The following is a 16,623-nucleotide window of genomic DNA, read 5'->3' as shown; positions in this document are numbered from 1 at the left end:
TTTCTTCGTTACATGAAACTGTAACAGGAAAAGTCCACAATCCGATATCAGGGGTTTGCAAATTGATCCGCACTGGGGATGGCTGTCAGATTGATCGACTTGAGGAAGAAATGCTAAAAACACATAACTTTAAATGGCAGGGCGCGGCGGCACTACTTGTTGGGCTTATGGGAGGCGATGGCGCTGGCAGCGTCTTTAGCATTGCATACGCTGAGACGATCATAAAAATTGATGGCTCCAGCACCATGCATCCGATCACGGAAGCGGTAGCAGAAAATTTCCGGAAAGAGAAGAAGGGCGCTGTCGAGGTAACGGTTGGCATTTCCGGCACGGGCGGCGGGCTCGCTAAATTCTGCGCGGGCGAAATCGATATCGTCAACGCGTCCCGCCCCATACAGCGAAGAGAGATAAAGGCGTGCGATAAGGCGCGCATCGAGTACGTCGAACTGCCGGTTGCGTTTGATCCGGTCACGGTCGTAGTGAATCCACAGAATAGCTGGGCTAAAACCATGACGGTGGCCGAACTCAAGAAAATCTGGGAGCCTTCGGCCGAAGGTAAAATAACCCGGTGGAGCCAGGTCAATCCGGCATGGCCCAATGAGCCGTTCAGGCTCTACGGGTCTGGTGCCGATTCCGGCACCTTCGACTACTTTACCCGAGCCATTGTCGGCAAGGCAAAATCGAGCCGTCGCGATTTCATGGCATCGGAGGATGACAAGATGCTGGCGCAAGGGGTAGCGGGTGATAAAAACGGGCTGGGCTTCTTTGGCTTTGGAAATTACAAGCAGAACGAGGACAAGATCAGGGCGGTCGCGATCGACAATGGAACAGGCGAAGGGGTGCTTCCCTCTGCGGAAACAGTGGAGGATGGGACCTATCAGCCTTTGTCCCGCCCCATTTTCATTTATGTGAGTATGAAGGCCGCGGAGAAACCGGAGGTCAAGGAGTTTGTCGGGTTCTATATGAAGAACGCATCTGCCGCGGTGAGAGAGGTCCGGTATATCCCCTTGCCTCCCCGAGCGTATAGCAAGAGTCTGGAAATCTTCAAGACAAAGCGGGTGGGTACGGTATTTGACGGCTTTCTGCCAGTCGGCCTCACCATCGATGATCTGCTTCGGCGCGAACGCTTTCAAGGCATGCTCGATGACGACATGGGCTTAATGCTGGATGATTCGCTGCGGCGGGAAGCCCGACTTCAGGAGAATCAGCAATATTGAACTGGGGGGAAATCAGACAGCAAAAGCCAGCCAGTTGCGGGAATTCCAGCTTCAAGGACTAATGCCGAGCCAGGACTAATGCCGCGCTCTGCGCTGTCGTCTCGTCGGTATCATGCCAACCAGGCCCACGCCTAACAATGCAAGGGTTGCAGGCTCCGGCAGTGGCGCAACCTGCGTGAAAGAGGAAGATGAATCGGCCATGAGCATCAGGTTTGTTCCGTCAATACCGTTGATGTTTCCTAATGTATTGATGTCGCATTCCAGTCCGCTCAGGGTATTTGGACCCCCTCCATTAATCAGCATGCCCGTCCCGTTTTTAAAGCAGGACGATGGATCAGTTTGAGAAAATGGCAGGTCAAGCATGGTCTGGAAATTAAGGCCCAGCCCCGGGCTGAATCCCTCGGGAAAATAGCTGATATCAAAACGATCGATAATTACTGCGAGCGTGCCCTTCCCCATCGCTGCGATGCTGTCCACGTTGGGGTAATTATCGCTGCCTGAAGTGTCAAGACTGCCTGGCGGCACCCTGAGAGCAGAGATCGCCGTTTGCCCTATGGAAGCGTCAATCGCGCCTGACAGTACTGGCACCGCATCCGGATTTGTGGCATCAGGTCCATATCCCGTCCCATTACCCGAATTGGCATTCGGCGTTGGATCGAAATAAAGCCTGAAGAAGTTATCGCCCCCCCCAACAGTGGCCAGCACAACGTTGTTACCGACAGTTGATACTACCTGTTCACGATAGCCTGCGATGAATGCCCACCGGCCGGCCCCCGAACTTCCGATGCTGGTCCCCTGACTATCCTCGAACCCGCTTAGCGATGCGTGGGTGTAACGCTGGAACACGTCACCCAGGGGGTGGGCAAATATTGATGCGCGACCGACGGGCGTTATCAAGGTACTGCCCGGCGCCCAATGCAGGCCTTTTATATCCATGGCAGGATCAAGCCCGGCGCCATCCGGGTCAACGGCAATTGCATGAGCTGTGCTGGCGAGCGCGATCAACAGCGTTGCGAACAGGAGTTTACCTTGTCGATTCATGGCCCTTTACCGATTTATGTTTAAACCAATCAAGCTTGATGCCGGCACGCGAGCCGGTCTGTTCGATGCAACACGGAACCGTAATTTATTGCGGCCAGGGCATATCCTGGAACGATAAACCAAAGACACCAAACCCGACCGGAGCGTCTCGGGAGCGAGGTGAAAACGTCCAGCGACTGTTGCGGCTTATGCACTAGCCTCCCTGCAGCAATTCGAGCGTTACTTCATTCTCGCATAATCCGTCGCGCTCGAATGCGGTGATGTTTTGCAGGGTAGTTTGCGCAATGCTGGAGAGCGCTTCAGCAGTGAAAAACCCCTGGTGGCCGGTAATCAGCACGTTTGGAAAGGTCAGCAAACGCTCAAACACATCGTCCTGTATTACCTGATCCGATAAATCCTGGAAAAACAGGTCGCCTTCCTGTTCATACACATCCAGTCCCACACAGCCGATTTTCGAAGATTTCAGCCCCTCAATTAACGCTTCCGTATCGATCACCCCGCCCCGGCTGGTATTAATCAGCATTACGCGGGGCTTCATGCGCCTGATTGCCTCCGTGTCGATCAGATGATGCGTTTGAGGATTCAGGGGGCAATGCAAGGTGACAATATCGCTATCTGCGTAGAGTTTTTCCAGCGGGACATATTCGACGCCCAGGCGCAGGCATTCGTCGCTTTGCTGCGGATCACAGGCGATGAGGCGGCAACCGAAACCGTGCAATATGCGGGCGACTGCGGTACCGATGCGCCCCGTGCCGACAATACCTACCGTCCTGCCGCGCAGTTCAAAGCCGAGCAACCCGTGCAAAGCGAAATTGCCGTTGCGCACCCGGTTATAAGCCTGGTGAAGATGCCGGTCAAGTGACAGCATCAGGCCGACGCCATGCTCGGCTACTGAGTACGGCGAGTAGGCGGGAACCCGTGCTACGCGAAGCCCAAGCCTGATCGCCGCGTGAATATCCACGTTGTTGAATCCTGCGCAGCGCAAGGCGATCAGTCGCGTACCCTGCGCCGCCAGGGCTTCCAGCACCGCGGCGTCGAGCGTGTCATTCACGAATACGCACACGGCAGGAAAGCCAGCGACGATCTGCCGCGTCTCTCCGCTCAGGCGCGAATCAAAAAATACCAGTTCATGCTCGAAGTCGCGATTGGCCGCCAGCAAAAACTCACGGTCGTACGACTGAGCGCTGCAAACAGCTACTTTCATGATGGCCTCGCCATGCTGGTCTCCTTGAACTGGCCGTCCCTGCCACTTGCGCGGTCAGCTTGAAAATCAGAACCGGATGGTTTAAACCCAAATTGCGTGTGACGATTTTATCCAGGGAGCCGAGGGCAAGTGAACCAGCCAGTGAATGAGCCAGCGCCTGACAGAGCCAAAGTATCAGGGCGAGCGTGCCTATCACCACAATTATGTCACAACGATGATTGCATTCCATGATGAAATTCCGCCTTCCTGAAACAGTCCGGACGCAGCAGTCCGAAAGCAACCGTTCAGCCCCCAAAACTGGACTGCGCGGGTGGTTCACCGGCCCCGAGCGTGATCAGTCCCGGGGGGAGGAAATTGCAAACAGCATCAGCCACGGCATCGCTCTGGTTGCCGCACTTGCGGGGACGCCTTTTCTCATCATCCACGCAACAAGCCATGGGGATGCCGGATTCGTTGTCGGCGTGTATCTCTTTTCCGCAACAATGATCATCCTCTACCTCTCCTCTACGCTCTATCATGGGCTGCGCATAGGCGAGGCAAAGCGTCTTTTTCGGGTCTTCGAGCATTGCGCCATTTTTCTGCTCATCGCCGGCACGTACGCGCCATTTTCACTGGGCGTGCTCAAGGGGGTCTGGGGCTGGACCCTTCTCGGGATGGTGTGGGGTCTTGCGTTAACCGGCGTGGTCGTGGAGGTCTTCGGAAAGAAAACCCGTCCGATGCTCTCCACCGGTCTTTATCTTCTTATGGGGTGGCTGGCTGTGATCGCTATTGGCCCGCTGTTTGCGAGGGTCCCTGCGCCGGGTATGCTCCTGCTGTTTGCGGGAGGTCTGTCGTATACGGCAGGTGTAGCCTTTTTCGCTAGCGATTCGCGACTGCGTTACGGCCACTTTATCTGGCATCTCTTCGTGATAGCCGGCACCACGTGCCATTACTTCGCGGTGTTATGGTATGCGGGTTGAGGCGCGGGCCCAACCGAGTCGAGCGCCTCAAGGCATGTGAATACTATCTTTTCGAAGCCCGGTGGCACGATGCCACGAGTTACATATGTTCAGTTATGTACTGCTTGTTTGTTCTTCCCTTCCTATTAGTAAAATCAACTTCATTACCTCTGGAATTTCAGGGGACGCGCCGTTAATCCCGATGAGAAAGATGTTTTCTCAGCCGTATTGGATAAACTCTTCCTGAAGCGCTACCATATCATTAAGCCGGACTGTACCTTGGTCCAATGGGTTAAAGCAGTCAAAGCTCATAAGATTACCATGATGATTACCGCGCGGATTGACCACGTACTGATCTGTAGAGCTCATGATTAAACTGTAATCGGACGAGTTTTTGGGGGAAGTAGGATACGGCCGTATGTATTTTCCGCGGTGTGGCACTGACACGTAAATAAATAAAAATATCATGCGACTTAGCAGAATCATTATCAATAACTTTCGTAACTTTAAATTACTCGATGTGCAGCTCGGACAGCATGCTGTAGTGCTCGGCGAAAATAAGGTGGGAAAGACAAACCTGCTGTTCGCCCTCCGTCTGTTACTTGATCCATCGCTGCCAGACTCTATGCGCCGCCTCCGGATTGATGATTTTTGGGATGGGTTACCGCGGCCATTAACTCCTACGGATAGGATTGAGATCGGGGTTGAGTTCCGCGAGTTCGAGCACAACGAAAATCTCTTGGCGATACTGGCCGATCACCTTGTGCAGCCGGTTCCAATGGTGGCGCGGATTACCTATCGCTTTCAGCCAATTCCTGGGCTTGAAAGCGGGCCAAGAAGCGAAGCCGACTACGAGTTTCTTCTGTTCGGTGGCGACCGACCCGAAAACGCCATCGGGTACGATTTACGTCGCTGGATGCCGCTAGACCTCTTTCCCGCCTTGCGTGACGCCGAATCCGATCTGGCTCGGTGGTCGCGTTCACCACTGCGCCCATTGCTCGACCGGGCGGCAAAGTCGGTAGACCCAGTCACCTTGAAGACGATCGCTAGCGAGGTTCATGAGACGACTTCGAAAATTGCCGCTTTACCCGAACTCGCTACAATCATTGGTAAGGTCAACACACAGGTCACCACAATGGTAGGTGACAAGCACGGACTTGAAACGGCACTCGGCTTCGCGCCAACTGAGCCAGATCGCTTGCTCAGGGCTCTACAGATGATGATCGACGGTGGGAGACGGGGTGTGGCAGAAGCGAGCCTAGGTTCGGCTAATGTGCTTTATCTTGCACTTAAGCACTTGGAACATCAGTATTTGGTAGAAGAGGGAGAACGTCAACATACCTTTCTAGCTATCGAAGAACCCGAGGCTCATCTGCATCCGCACTTGCAGCGACTCATTTACCGGAACTACCTACAGGCCAAAGGCGATGCTTGCAGCGATCCTGAACCCCGCAGCATCTTGCTGACCACTCATTCCCCGAACATTGCCAGCGTGGCGCCGCTTTCCAATGTCGTCGTATTGCGTCATCTTACTCAGCTAGGGCATACCATAGGGCGCTCGTTGCAAGGCGTCGAGTTGGAGGATAACGAACGCGATGACCTGGAGCGCTACATTGATGTGACGCGAGGTGAACTGTTCTTTTCTAAGGCTGTGATTCTCGTGGAAGGTGATGCCGAAAAATTCCTGTTGCCTACGCTTGCCAGGTTGCACGACGAGACCCTGGACTTCGACGCGATGGGTATTACTGTCTGTTCGATCGCGGGAACCAATTTCTCTCCTTACATCCGGTTGCTTGGGCCGAACGCGCTGGACATTCCTTTCGTCGTACTCACCGATTTTGACCCGAAAGTAGAGGATGTTAGCCAAGAGGATGCGGACCCAGATGACGATGCTGTGGGTGACAGTTACGGCGAGCGCCGGATCGTAAACCAGATAATAAATCACTTGATCCCAAACGATGACCGGCAAAACATGTCGTCCACAGAGATACTAGAAACGGCCAAGGGCTATGGAATTTTCCTGAATGATTTCACATTTGAGATTGATCTCTTCAGGGCTGGGGCTGCAAATGAGTTTGCAGAAGCTATTAAGGAACTGACGAGCAACAAGAAAATGAAGGCGCGATTCGACGCTCTATCCGCCGACCCAGGTACGCTCAACCCAAAACAATTTCTAAAGGATATCGATTCGCTGGGAAAAGGTCGCGTCGCGCAGCGCTTAGCATCTGTCCTTATCGCCAATAATGTGGATGTTTGTCCACCGTATATCCAACTGGCGCTAGCCTACCTGAAAGCAAAACTAACATGAAGATTGCTTCGTCTTCATATCTTCAGGCCGCTGAGGAGCTTCGGGGAAATTGTGATCAATGGAGCGCTTATTCGACGGATGGGAATTGTGTCATCCTCGCGGGGCCGGGTAGCGGCAAGACTAAAACCATCACGATAAAGATTGCGAGGATTCTTCATGAGGATTTACGACGACCGCGTCGGCTTGCATGTATTACCTTTAGCAACGCCTGTGTTGATGAGCTAAGGATACGCTTGAGAAAACTGGATATCGAAGATGGAGACCGGCTTCTCCTCTCGACGGTACATTCCTTTTGCCTTAGCGAACTAGTGTTGCCCTATGCTGCATTGGCTGGCATCGCGATACCTGATCCACTTGTAGTGGCATCGCCAGCTCAATCAAGGAAATTATTTTGCCAAGCGTATTCCCAGGTACTTGGAAGTGATGCTCCCACTTGGTTTCGCACGGCTTGCGATAGGTTGAGGCGAACCATTCTTGATCAAGAGAGCATTGAATGGCGAAATTGGAGCCGGCGGGAAACGGCCGTCGTGGAAGCGTATGAAGCACTCCTTCTCGCTCATGGTTTTGTCGACTTTGACGGACTCGTCTTAGCTGGTCTAAAGCTAGTCGAGAATCATCAATGGATACGACGCTCTATCCAAGCTAAGTACCCTATTATCGTTATCGATGAGTACCAAGACCTTGGCCTGCCACTCCACCGCATGGTGATGGCGTTGATGAATGCAGCCGCGGTACGGATTATAGCTGTCGGCGATCCAGACCAATCTATTTACGGATTTACCGGGGCAAAGCCTAGCCTGCTACGAGCCTTGGGGGAACTGCCAAATGTCGAGTCTATACGCCTCAAGCTGAATTACCGATGTGCAGACCAAATCATTGCTGCGTCCAAGACGCTTTTAGTAAGTCCTGCGGAATCGCAGTCCCATGATGGGCGGCCAGGTGAGATATGCATCCACCGTCTCGAGTGCGATATTAATCATCAAGCAAACTATGTATTGGGAACCGTCGTACCGGCGATGCTGGAAGCGAACCCGACGTGGAAGCCGGGCGACATCGCGTTGCTTTATCGGACCCTGAATGAGGGTACTCCCATTGCTAAGGTTGCCGACGCGTTGGGTTTAAATTATTTCCGTCTTGACAACGGATCACCTATCAAACGATCCCGCTTAAACGAGTGGCTAATTGACGCCGCCAAATGGTGCTCAGGGGGGTGGGAAACGGGGACCGTGACCCTCTCACAATTGCTCAAAGCGTGGCGGCTAATGCGCCGGTCGTTGATCAGAGAGAGAGACGCGTTGGCCGAGCGAACAGAACTGATCTCCATTTTGTTTGCTCATCGGGACAGTTCCATTACCCTTTATCACTGGCTCGTAGTCCTGCGCGATAGCGTGCTCAATGAGGCCTTAAGTGAAGAGCCTTGGCTCGCGGACGAAAAAGACAACTTGGCTGCTCTTATTACGGCTTCTGCAAAGGGCGGGGCCTTAGAGGCGTTTACCGTTGAGATTTTTGGGAATCATGGTAAAAGCCCCGATCAAATAAACCTAATGACACTGCACAGTTCTAAGGGATTGGAGTTCGAGGCTGTCATCATGATCGGCCTAGAAGACAGTGCTTTCCCAAATCCCTTTGACTATAAAAACGAAGAGCAACTAGAAGAAGCAGTGCGGCTTTTTTACGTCGGTGTCACACGCGCAAAGACGCAAATTCACTTAACATATGCGTACAACGAATCTACCTTGATTACAAGTATTCGGAAGGTAACGTAGGGGCGGGTGCGCTCACCCTTATGGCGATCCGTTGGTACAGAGCAGTGCGAACCCACGAATCTACCAGTAACCCCCTCCCCCATTAATTCGCGACTACCAACAGGCGAAATTGATTCTCGAAAGCTGGACAGCTAAAGCTGTGTCGGCGGTCGAGAACCCTCGCTTTTTATCGGTCCGCTATTTGTTGCGCCAAATTTTTGGATCTTACTGTCTCGCCTGCTCCGCCATGCGCCGATGAGCGTTTGCCATCCGCCTGTTTTTCTCGGCGGCTTCCTCATAGTCACGAATCAGCGCCTGGGAATGTTCTTTCAGGTCTTCTGTTTGCCTGCCATAGTAGGCTGCGTGCTCTATATACTCGCCCAACTCCCCTTTTTCCGCTTCAGCCTTTGCCTGCAGCGCTTTCGCCACTTCGTCATACTGGTTGGCCAGCGCGATGTGATCTGCCCTGGTTTTTGCGCTTTTCTCAGCGGGGGTCATATCCGCTGGGCGTGGGTCGGTGTGCGCGCACGAGGCGACTAAGGCGAGGGCACCCAAGATGGCGAAAACAGTACGGGATTTCATTTTTTTGTCTCCCCTGTTGATTTGAATAGAAAAAATGATAATAACACTACTGGAGGTAAGAGTATTTCATATAAACGGTTTTAATGCATTCCGCCCTAGGGAAAGTATAGACAACCGCAACAATATCGTTGCGAAATCTTACCGTTTAAACCAGAAGCGGCAGGCCAGGATATTTATTTGCCCGCATAAGAAGTCATAAATGAAGTCATAAATTCTTTTCTTCCACTCAAAATTGTCTATTATTTTAATACGAATCATTTCTGTCTAGATTCACAAAAAAATCACAAACGTTACAGAGCAGTTGATTTGTCACCGCTGGGTTATGGTATGTCAGCGGTGTTTCAGCCAGCACGCCCTATCGAGGTAAGCCAGCCGATTTTTTCTTAATTTGCGAGGTATGGCTGTGCAACCGTCTCCATTTTTTCTGGCACTGCTTCGCACATGTCATCCGCTGGAATCGCTCAACCTGTGCCTCGGTGCGGCGGTGGCAGGCCAGTGCAGGGTCAAAGTCCGCGGCTCTGCACGGTACTTGCCGTCACGCAGCTTGCTCCGGGTTTGGTGATATTCCCGCCGGAACGCCCCTCCCTGCCTACGGTATCAGCTTTTCTTCGCAACTGCGGTTGCGGAAGGCTTAACCGGCGAATGGGAGATGGGATTAAAGGCGTTATGAAACCAAAGCTCGTTTTTCATCAGTTCTTTCATTTACCCCTTGGGAGGAGAAAATGAACATATTCAAACCAAATAAGGCCCCGGCATGGTTATTGTCGGGAATGCTTGCAGTTGCCGGAGCAGCCCATGCGACTGCATACGTCCAGACCAACCTTGTCGCGAGCAACGATACCTACGGAGCCGGCATCGTCGACCCGAGCCTCATCAATGCGTGGGGAATCGCAATTCGTCCGGCCGGATTCGGCGGGCATTTTTGGGTGGAAAGCAACGGCGCGGGAACGTCGAACCAGTTTGTAGGCGATGTTGGGGGCCGGCGGCTGTACACGGACGACCTCCGGCTGGTGACGGTTCCAGGGCCTTCCACAGGACAGGTTGTTACGCAGGGCACACCGACCGGGGTCGTATTCAACCCCGGCGCGCAGTTCACCATTACTCAAGGCTCGATTACCGAGCCCGCGAAATTTCTCTTTGTGACGGATAGCGGAACCATTTCGGCCTGGACTGAACACAAGAATCCGGACGGCAGTTTTGATCGCCCCGCTTTCGCCAAGCTCATGGTGGACCGGTCGTCTGCGGGTTCGCATTACTTCGGCCTGGCGATGGCGCCTAACAATGACCGCATCCACGTAGCCGATTTTGGCCCCAACGCGGGTATCCAGAGTTTCAACAGCAGTTTCGCGGAGGTGAGCACGCCGGGGGCATTTGCCAATCCTTTCTCCACTTCCACGACCCCCAAGCCCGGCGATTATGCGCCATTCAACATTCAGACGCTCACCGGTCCGGATGGAAACAGCCTGTTTGTGCCCTACGCCAAGACGCAGGCGGACCCGGCGCGACCCGGACATATTCTCGGAGGTGAAGAAGTCGCCGGCGCCGGACTGGGGCGGCTGGCACAGTTTGATGCATCTGGCGCCTTGATTCATACCTGGGATGATCGAGGCCTGTTGAATGCGCCATGGGGTGTGGCTTTTGCTCCGGATGGCTTTGGCGACTACAGCGGGAACCTGCTCGTAGGTAATTTTGGCGACGGTACCATTGTCGCGTTCGACCCTGCCACCCATACTGCCATCGACTACGTGCGGGACGCTCAAGGTCACCCCATATCGATCGAGGGCCTGTGGGGATTGCAATTCGGCAATGGTGCCAGCCTCGGCATGGCGGATGCGATGTATTTCGCCGCTGGACCGCGCGATGAAACCGAGGGGCTTTTTGGCAGGATCCAGGCGGGGCCTATTCCCGAGCCGGAAACCTGGGCGTTGTATATTGCCGGACTCGTCCTTCTCGGCTCGATTGCAAGGCGGCGTTCCCAACGTTCTAGCGTCTGAGCGGTTTGGGCGTTTGGGCATCCGCGCTCGCTTTGTGTATCGACCGGCGTTACCGGCTTTTGTGTGCTTTGATCCGGCGGCCTCATAGCCTGATGCGGTTGAGCCGCAGCGCGTTGGTCACAACCGATATTGAGCTCATCGCCATGGCCGCGCCGGCAAACATAGGCGATAAAAGCAGCCCGAAAAACGGGTAAAGCACCCCGGCTGCGACCGGGATGCCGAGCGCGTTATAGCCAAACGCGAAAACCAGGTTCTGACGGATGTTGCGCATGGTGGCGCGTGACAGTACGATCGCGCGCTCGATCCCGCGCAGATCGCCTTTGACCAGGGTTACGCTTGCGCTTTCCATCGCTACATCGGTGCCGGTGCCCATCGCGATGCCCACATCGGCTTGCGCCAGTGCCGGCGCATCGTTAATTCCGTCTCCCGCCATCGCCACCTTGCGTCCCTCGCCCTGCAGCAGCTTGATATGGTCGGCCTTATCCTCAGGCAGCACCTCGGCCAAGGTGTGGTCGATGCCCAGTTGCCGGGCGACCGCATCGGCGGTGCGCCGGGAGTCTCCCGTGAGCATGATAATATTGACGCCCAGCCTCCGTAGTCCCGCAATCGCTTCGGGCGTGCTTTCCTTGATGGGGTCGGCCACCGCGGCGAGCCCGGCCGCGATGTCATCCACGGCAAAGTAGACCACGGTTTTGGCTTCTGTCCGCCACGCGTCGGCCTGCTCTTCCCAATGCTGCGTGTCGATACCCTGCTGCGCTAGAAAAGTGCGGCTGCCAACCAGCACGCGCTTGCCCTCGATTACCGCCTGGACGCCAAGGCCCTTGAGCGCATGGAAATCGCGCGCCGTCGCGGGGCCGGGCTTTATGCCGCGATTTTTCGCGGCTTCGACAATTGCGTGCGCGATCGGATGTTCTGAAAGCTGCTCCACGGCTGCTACCAGCGCAAGTGCTTCCTCCTCGGGGATGCCTTCCACCTCAAAATCGGTCATGGCGGGCCGCCCCAGCGTGAGCGTGCCGGTTTTATCCACCACTACGGTATCGATATCGCGCATGCGCTCGATCGCTTCGGCGTTGCGGAACAGGACGCCCATGCGTGCACCCTGCCCCATCGCGACCGTCATGGAAATGGGCGTGGCGAGGCCGAGCGCGCAGGGACAGGCTATGATGAGCACGGAAATGGCATTGATGAAAGCATAGGCGAACTTCGGCTCGGGACCGAGAAACCACCACGCAAGCGCCGTGACGATAGCAAGGGCGATGACGGCTTGGACAAAATAGGCGGCAATGACGTCGGCGAGCCGTTGGATGGATGCGCGTGTGCGTTGCGCCTGCCCAACCATGTGAACGATGCGTGCCAGCAGGGTTTCGGAGCCGACACGCTCGGCGCGAATGATGATCGAACCGTTGCCGTTCACGGTTCCGGCGGTTACCTTGTCGCCCTCGGCTTTGGCTACCGGCATAGGCTCCCCGGTGATCATCGATTCATCCACCCGTGTCGCGCCCTCAAGCACAACGCCATCCACCGGCATTTTCTCTCCCGGCTTCACGCGCAGCCGGTCGCCCACGGCCACCGTGTCGAGGGGCACCTGTTCTTCGGTCCCGTCGTCGCTCACGCGCCAGGCCTGGTTGGGGGCAAGCTTCAGCAACTGCTGTATGGCGCGGCTGGTCTGTCGCATTGCCCGCATTTGCAGGAGGTCGCCGAGCATCACCAGCGTTACGATGACAGCCGCGGCCTCGAAATAAGTACCCACCGAGCCGTCGTGTTCGCGAAACTCCTGCGGAAACCAGCCCGGCATCAGCACGGCAGCCAGACTGTAGAGGTACGCAAAACCCACGCCCAAGCCAATGAGGGTGTACATATTGAGCGCCCGATGCACCAGCGAAAACCAGAATTTACGCAGGATCGGTCCGCCAACCCAGAGCACAACGGGCGTACCCAGCAGCAGTTCAATCCACCCGCGGGAGCGTGGCTGCAGTCCGAACGGCTCATGGATGCCAGCCATGGGCGCCATCGCGAGCACGACCAATGGAATCGATAGGGCGACGCCAACCCGCAGACGGCGGGCGAGATCACGAGCTTCGGAATCATCAGGTTCGACTTCGCCCAGGTTTGCGCCCGCGATGGGCACCAGCGTCATGCCGCAGATGGGGCAATCGCCCGGCCTATCCTGGACGACCTCGGGGTGCATCGGGCACGTCCATCGTGCCCCCGTTGCCGTTGTCCCTGTTCTTGTGGCGAAGGTAGCGCCCTGCTTATGCCCGGCATGCTCATGCGCAGGTGCAGATTCAGCGGCCCCCCTGTGACCGGCGTGCTGATGAGCATAAGGAGTATGCGAGGAATGACTCGAATCTTGACTCATTTTCCACTCCTGGTCTGCACTGCCGATTTTCCCCCATGAATAGCTTCCCTTGAGCCCTTCGAAGCTTCACGGGGTGAGAAGTTGACGAGATTGCCGCGGGGCCTGCCAAGTACTTAATTTATACTAGGCCAGTTTTTGCTTCACTGAACTAAAGATAACCAACCTAGATAATGGAGAGTCGGTGAGGTGTCAGCGAAGTCCGAGCCCTGCCGAAACGTTCAGCGCCATCCAGTGTATGAGGCGCTGCTGGAAGCGACAGCACGACAACTCGGCGCTGCCATCGCCGCCGTGGAATTGTCGTTTTCGTTATCGGATGCCGATGAGCTGCGAACGCTACTAGGTGATGCAGGCTTTCAACACATACAGATTACTCCCCAGTCGCTCGATATTCACCTGCCGTCGCCAGAGCGTTTTGTGCAGCTCACGGTTTTGGGTGTGGCAACGTCGATACCCGCATTTATGCGGCTCGGTGCTGCGGAGCGCTCCACCCTCGTGGATGCCGTCATTGACGAGACGCACGCAGTCGCTAAACGTTACCGCAAGGGGCGCACGCTACATTTCCGATGATCTCCCATCTTGCAAGCGCAAGCAGGTAATACGGTAAAGGGAGGGGCTCGCCTGGCCCCGCGCTCTTAAATTGGCTAGGCCCAGCGGCGGCGGTGTGAATTCAATTCCTATCCCCTATCCAGCTGACATCGCGGGGGATTAGCGCTCCCCGCATCCTTATAGATCGGCTGGCCTCGGAAAACATCTGGATATCTGGCTCAAGATTGAGGAGGATCGCCATGCCCTATCGCAATCTGGCGTGATCGTCCACCGGCATCCCTTGTGCTTCCGAGGCTGGCATATGTCAGTTCCTGGAATCATTGCGCTCTCTTAGTGGGCAGTTCTGTTACTTTTCAGTCCGGTTGCTAAAATCTGATCCGCGTCCTAGCATTGTTTATCTGCTGCTTACCTGGCGCAGCGGTTCCCCGGCGGCGGCATTATTACCTTTCGCAAATTCCGACATCCTGCGGTGAAAAGCACCTTGGGCAGCGGCTTTCTTTGCGTCCAGGTTGTATTTTCGCGCCATAGCTATGGCCTGCGCCTGGAAATCCTGCCCGCGCCTCCCGAAGAGGTAGCTTTTGTCCTCGTAATGCTGGAGCAATTTCTCGCGTTCCTCCGCCTTTACCAGTAGTTCCTTAGCGGTATTTTCATACCGCTTTGCAATAATGTCGTGGTCGCTCAAAACTCTGGTATTTTGTAAAGCCGCGCTGGTACTGTCGCTCTGCCCTTTGAGAAAATCGGTCTGGGCGCAGGAAGCCAGCAGGCCCAGGGTGGCGACGGCGGCAACAAAGTTCCTTATCTCTGTTTTCATGATGGGTTGTCTCCAATAGAGTGTTATGAAATGAATGAAGTGACAGCAGTTTCATCCTAATCCAGTCCATACCATTGGTATATTGGGGAAACTCTGGTTTTAAGCTAGGCAAAACCTTGAGCAACCCTAGGTGAACCCTTAAGAAAAATACAGTGAAACCCTTAGCGATGCATGAGAAGCTCCGCGCGAGCCTTGATTATCCGCACCAACGCTATATAGCGAATACGTCCTCGAGGACAGGATTCCACGGGGTTCTGCCCGTCAGCGGTTCCTGCGCTTTATTTAGCATGATTTGTTCTCGCAGGATCGCCAGATGGGGCGGGCGCGGGTTCTTGCCCCGCCCTGCGGACAAGCCATTCCTGCTTCCGCAGGAACAGAAACTCATCGGCGCCGTCGCAAACCTACCTGGAGAGATGGCGAGGGCAACGACCTAGAGTAAATGCTGGTTTCCATTACGGAAACATATCAGCATACGATGGGGCAGGAACTGTACGACAATCTTGCACAGCAGATGGGTCGATCGGCTTTCAGGCGGAGACCCGGAAGCTGAACATGTCGCCTTTAAGGTAGCGCATACGCAAGTTGCCCGGTCCATCGCTACTCAAGCGCGTCACGTAGTGGGCGATGCAAGGCACTAGCCCAGAGCCTGACCTGTTGATGTGCGACGATGCCAGCGGGATTGCCGGTATTGACCCGGAGCATGGCTCCGCGGGGATATGAGAATTAAAATGATGCATTGCCGTGCCCATCAGCTTGGCACCACGCTCAAATTCCTTTCCCCCTAAGGGGCGCAAGAAGCGGCTAGAAAGGCGAATGGTGAAGGAACCGCAAGCATGGGAACCTCGAAAGCACAAGTGGGGCTGGTCGACGATGACGCGGTTTCGACTCCGAACTTCAAGTCGCGAGCCGCGTCAACAATCCTGCCTGTATTTGCCTGCTTAGATATAAATTCCCTTTCAATACTTCGCAAATAGCGTTCGCAAGCACCTTGCCCGGCTCCTGCTTCATCACATAGCCTTGCGCGTCGGCCCGTAAAACGCGTTCAGCGTACACTGTTTCCTCCAGCGCCTCCGTGCTATTACTGGCCTCGGCAAACACCTCCATATCGGGTTCGAGGTTGATGCGCATGGCCATGCCCCGCCGCCCGCAACACGGCATGATCGTCCACCAGCAAAACTTGTGCTTTCGAAGCTAATATAGTTTTAGTACCTGGAATCATCACGCTCTTGAAGCTCATCGCTGTTACTCGCAGTCGGGTGTAGAATCCGATCCGGTCCTAGGCTTTGTTTTAACGTTTGCTTGCCTGATGCACGGGCTCCCCGGCACCGATATAATCAGGCTCTGTAGGTTCGGACATCCTGCGGTGAAAAGCACCGTGGGCAGCGGCTTTCTCTGCGGCCAGGTTGTATTTCCGGGCCATCGCCACGGCCTGTGCCTGGAAATCCTGCCCGTTCCTCCCGTAAAGGTGTCTATTGTCCTCGTAGTGCTGGAGCATTTTCTCGCGTTGTTCTGCCTTTACCAGAAGTTCCTTCGCCGCATTTTCATACCGCCTTGCAATAACGTCATGGTTGCCCAAAACCCCGGTATTTGGTGAAGCCGCGCTGGTACTGTCCCTCTGCCCTTTAAGAAAATCGGTCTGGGCGCAAGATGCCAGCAGGCCCAGCGTGGCTATAGCGGCTACAACGTTCCTTATTTCTGTTTTCATGATAAGTTGCCTCCAATAGAGTGGTATGAAGTGAATGAAGTGACAGCAGTTTCATCCTATTCCAGTCGATATCATCGGTATATTGGGGAAACTCTGGTTTTAAGCTAGGCGAAACCTTGAGCAACCCTAGGTGAACCCTTAAGAAAAAATCAGTGAAACCCTTAGCGATGTTC

13 protein-coding genes are annotated in these 16,623 nt (G+C 54.8%); 6 read left to right on the top strand and 7 right to left on the bottom strand.

Annotation, left to right across the window (positions count from 1 at the left end; translation table 11 throughout):
• Nucleotides 1-110 precede the first annotated feature (110 nt).
• Nucleotides 111-1,217: a PstS family phosphate ABC transporter substrate-binding protein gene (locus tag C8R31_RS05965; protein WP_375136117.1), complete on the top strand. Its 1,107-nt coding sequence runs from the start codon at nucleotides 111-113 to the stop codon at nucleotides 1,215-1,217.
• A 75-nt stretch (nucleotides 1,218-1,292) separates the two neighbouring features.
• On the opposite strand, the gene C8R31_RS05960 is transcribed toward C8R31_RS05965, so the two are convergent.
• The gene (locus tag C8R31_RS05960; RefSeq protein WP_107693137.1) at nucleotides 1,293-2,258 is read right to left on the bottom strand and encodes a PEP-CTERM sorting domain-containing protein; all 966 of its coding nucleotides are present in this window, start codon (nucleotides 2,256-2,258) and stop codon (nucleotides 1,293-1,295) included.
• A gap of 193 nt (nucleotides 2,259-2,451) precedes the next feature.
• Nucleotides 2,452-3,462 (bottom strand): 2-hydroxyacid dehydrogenase, encoded by a 1,011-nt coding sequence (locus tag C8R31_RS05955; protein WP_107693136.1) that lies wholly within the window; start codon nucleotides 3,460-3,462, stop codon nucleotides 2,452-2,454.
• 227 nt (nucleotides 3,463-3,689) lie between these two features.
• On the opposite strand from C8R31_RS05955, the gene C8R31_RS05950 reads away from it, so the two are divergent.
• From C8R31_RS05950 to C8R31_RS05940, 3 genes are all read left to right on the top strand, one after another.
• The gene (locus C8R31_RS05950; protein WP_258192579.1) at nucleotides 3,690-4,421 is read left to right on the top strand and encodes a hemolysin III family protein; all 732 of its coding nucleotides are present in this window, start codon (nucleotides 3,690-3,692) and stop codon (nucleotides 4,419-4,421) included.
• A gap of 445 nt (nucleotides 4,422-4,866) precedes the next feature.
• On the top strand, nucleotides 4,867-6,708 hold the full coding sequence (locus tag C8R31_RS05945) for an ATP-dependent endonuclease (RefSeq protein ID WP_107693134.1): 1,842 nt from the start codon (nucleotides 4,867-4,869) through the stop codon (nucleotides 6,706-6,708).
• On the top strand, nucleotides 6,705-8,474 hold the full coding sequence (locus C8R31_RS05940; protein WP_107693133.1) for an ATP-dependent helicase: 1,770 nt from the start codon (nucleotides 6,705-6,707) through the stop codon (nucleotides 8,472-8,474). Before C8R31_RS05945 ends, C8R31_RS05940 begins: the two co-directional genes overlap by 4 nt.
• A 204-nt stretch (nucleotides 8,475-8,678) precedes the next feature.
• On the opposite strand, the gene C8R31_RS05935 is transcribed toward C8R31_RS05940, so the two are convergent.
• On the bottom strand, nucleotides 8,679-9,035 hold the full coding sequence (locus C8R31_RS05935) for a hypothetical protein (protein WP_107693132.1): 357 nt from the start codon (nucleotides 9,033-9,035) through the stop codon (nucleotides 8,679-8,681).
• 722 nt (nucleotides 9,036-9,757) lie between these two features.
• Here C8R31_RS05935 and C8R31_RS05930 point away from each other — a divergent pair.
• On the top strand, nucleotides 9,758-11,029 hold the full coding sequence (locus C8R31_RS05930) for a TIGR03118 family protein (RefSeq protein ID WP_107693131.1): 1,272 nt from the start codon (nucleotides 9,758-9,760) through the stop codon (nucleotides 11,027-11,029).
• Nucleotides 11,030-11,111: 82 nt separating this feature from the next.
• Here C8R31_RS05930 and C8R31_RS05925 read toward each other — a convergent pair whose 3' ends face one another.
• On the bottom strand, nucleotides 11,112-13,388 hold the full coding sequence (locus tag C8R31_RS05925; RefSeq protein ID WP_107693130.1) for a copper-translocating P-type ATPase: 2,277 nt from the start codon (nucleotides 13,386-13,388) through the stop codon (nucleotides 11,112-11,114).
• 186 nt (nucleotides 13,389-13,574) lie between these two features.
• On the opposite strand from C8R31_RS05925, the gene C8R31_RS05920 reads away from it, so the two are divergent.
• The gene (locus C8R31_RS05920) at nucleotides 13,575-13,955 is read left to right on the top strand and encodes a hypothetical protein (RefSeq protein WP_107693129.1); all 381 of its coding nucleotides are present in this window, start codon (nucleotides 13,575-13,577) and stop codon (nucleotides 13,953-13,955) included.
• Nucleotides 13,956-14,328: 373 nt separating this feature from the next.
• Here the strand turns inward: C8R31_RS05920 and C8R31_RS05915 are convergent, their stop codons facing one another.
• From C8R31_RS05915 to C8R31_RS05900, 3 genes are all read right to left on the bottom strand, one after another.
• Nucleotides 14,329-14,745 carry a hypothetical protein gene (locus tag C8R31_RS05915; protein WP_107693128.1) on the bottom strand — a complete coding sequence of 139 codons (417 nt, stop codon included), beginning with the start codon at nucleotides 14,743-14,745 and terminating at the stop codon, nucleotides 14,329-14,331.
• Nucleotides 14,746-15,639: 894 nt separating this feature from the next.
• Nucleotides 15,640-15,879 (bottom strand): hypothetical protein, encoded by a 240-nt coding sequence (locus C8R31_RS05905; RefSeq protein ID WP_258192578.1) that lies wholly within the window; start codon nucleotides 15,877-15,879, stop codon nucleotides 15,640-15,642.
• Nucleotides 15,880-16,033: 154 nt separating this feature from the next.
• Entirely contained in the window at nucleotides 16,034-16,450 is a 417-nt protein-coding gene (locus tag C8R31_RS05900) for a hypothetical protein (RefSeq protein WP_107693126.1), read from the bottom strand.
• Nucleotides 16,451-16,623: the final 173 nt, after the last annotated feature.

Origin of the sequence: Nitrosospira sp. Nsp2, assembly GCF_003050965.1 — a bacterium.
Taxonomy (GTDB): domain Bacteria; phylum Pseudomonadota; class Gammaproteobacteria; order Burkholderiales; family Nitrosomonadaceae; genus Nitrosospira.
The sequence above is the reverse complement of the archived record's forward strand: the minus strand, read 5'-3'. Positions and strand labels throughout refer to the sequence as shown.

Bases quoted from the DNA above. Each gene is read 5' to 3' on its own strand.
- C8R31_RS05965 (WP_375136117.1), top strand. From the start codon at position 111: ATGCTAAAAACACATAACTTTAAATGGCAGGGCGCGGCGGCACTACTT.
- C8R31_RS05960 (WP_107693137.1), bottom strand. From the start codon at position 2,258: ATGAATCGACAAGGTAAACTCCTGTTCGCAACGCTGTTGATCGCGCTC.
- C8R31_RS05955 (WP_107693136.1), bottom strand. From the start codon at position 3,462: ATGAAAGTAGCTGTTTGCAGCGCTCAGTCGTACGACCGTGAGTTTTTG.
- C8R31_RS05950 (WP_258192579.1), top strand. From the start codon at position 3,690: ATGATGAAATTCCGCCTTCCTGAAACAGTCCGGACGCAGCAGTCCGAA.
- C8R31_RS05945 (WP_107693134.1), top strand. From the start codon at position 4,867: ATGCGACTTAGCAGAATCATTATCAATAACTTTCGTAACTTTAAATTA.
- C8R31_RS05940 (WP_107693133.1), top strand. From the start codon at position 6,705: ATGAAGATTGCTTCGTCTTCATATCTTCAGGCCGCTGAGGAGCTTCGG.
- C8R31_RS05935 (WP_107693132.1), bottom strand. From the start codon at position 9,035: ATGAAATCCCGTACTGTTTTCGCCATCTTGGGTGCCCTCGCCTTAGTC.
- C8R31_RS05930 (WP_107693131.1), top strand. From the start codon at position 9,758: ATGAACATATTCAAACCAAATAAGGCCCCGGCATGGTTATTGTCGGGA.
- C8R31_RS05925 (WP_107693130.1), bottom strand. From the start codon at position 13,388: ATGAGTCAAGATTCGAGTCATTCCTCGCATACTCCTTATGCTCATCAG.
- C8R31_RS05915 (WP_107693128.1), bottom strand. From the start codon at position 14,745: ATGAAAACAGAGATAAGGAACTTTGTTGCCGCCGTCGCCACCCTGGGC.
- C8R31_RS05905 (WP_258192578.1), bottom strand. From the start codon at position 15,879: ATGGCCATGCGCATCAACCTCGAACCCGATATGGAGGTGTTTGCCGAG.
- C8R31_RS05900 (WP_107693126.1), bottom strand. From the start codon at position 16,450: ATGAAAACAGAAATAAGGAACGTTGTAGCCGCTATAGCCACGCTGGGC.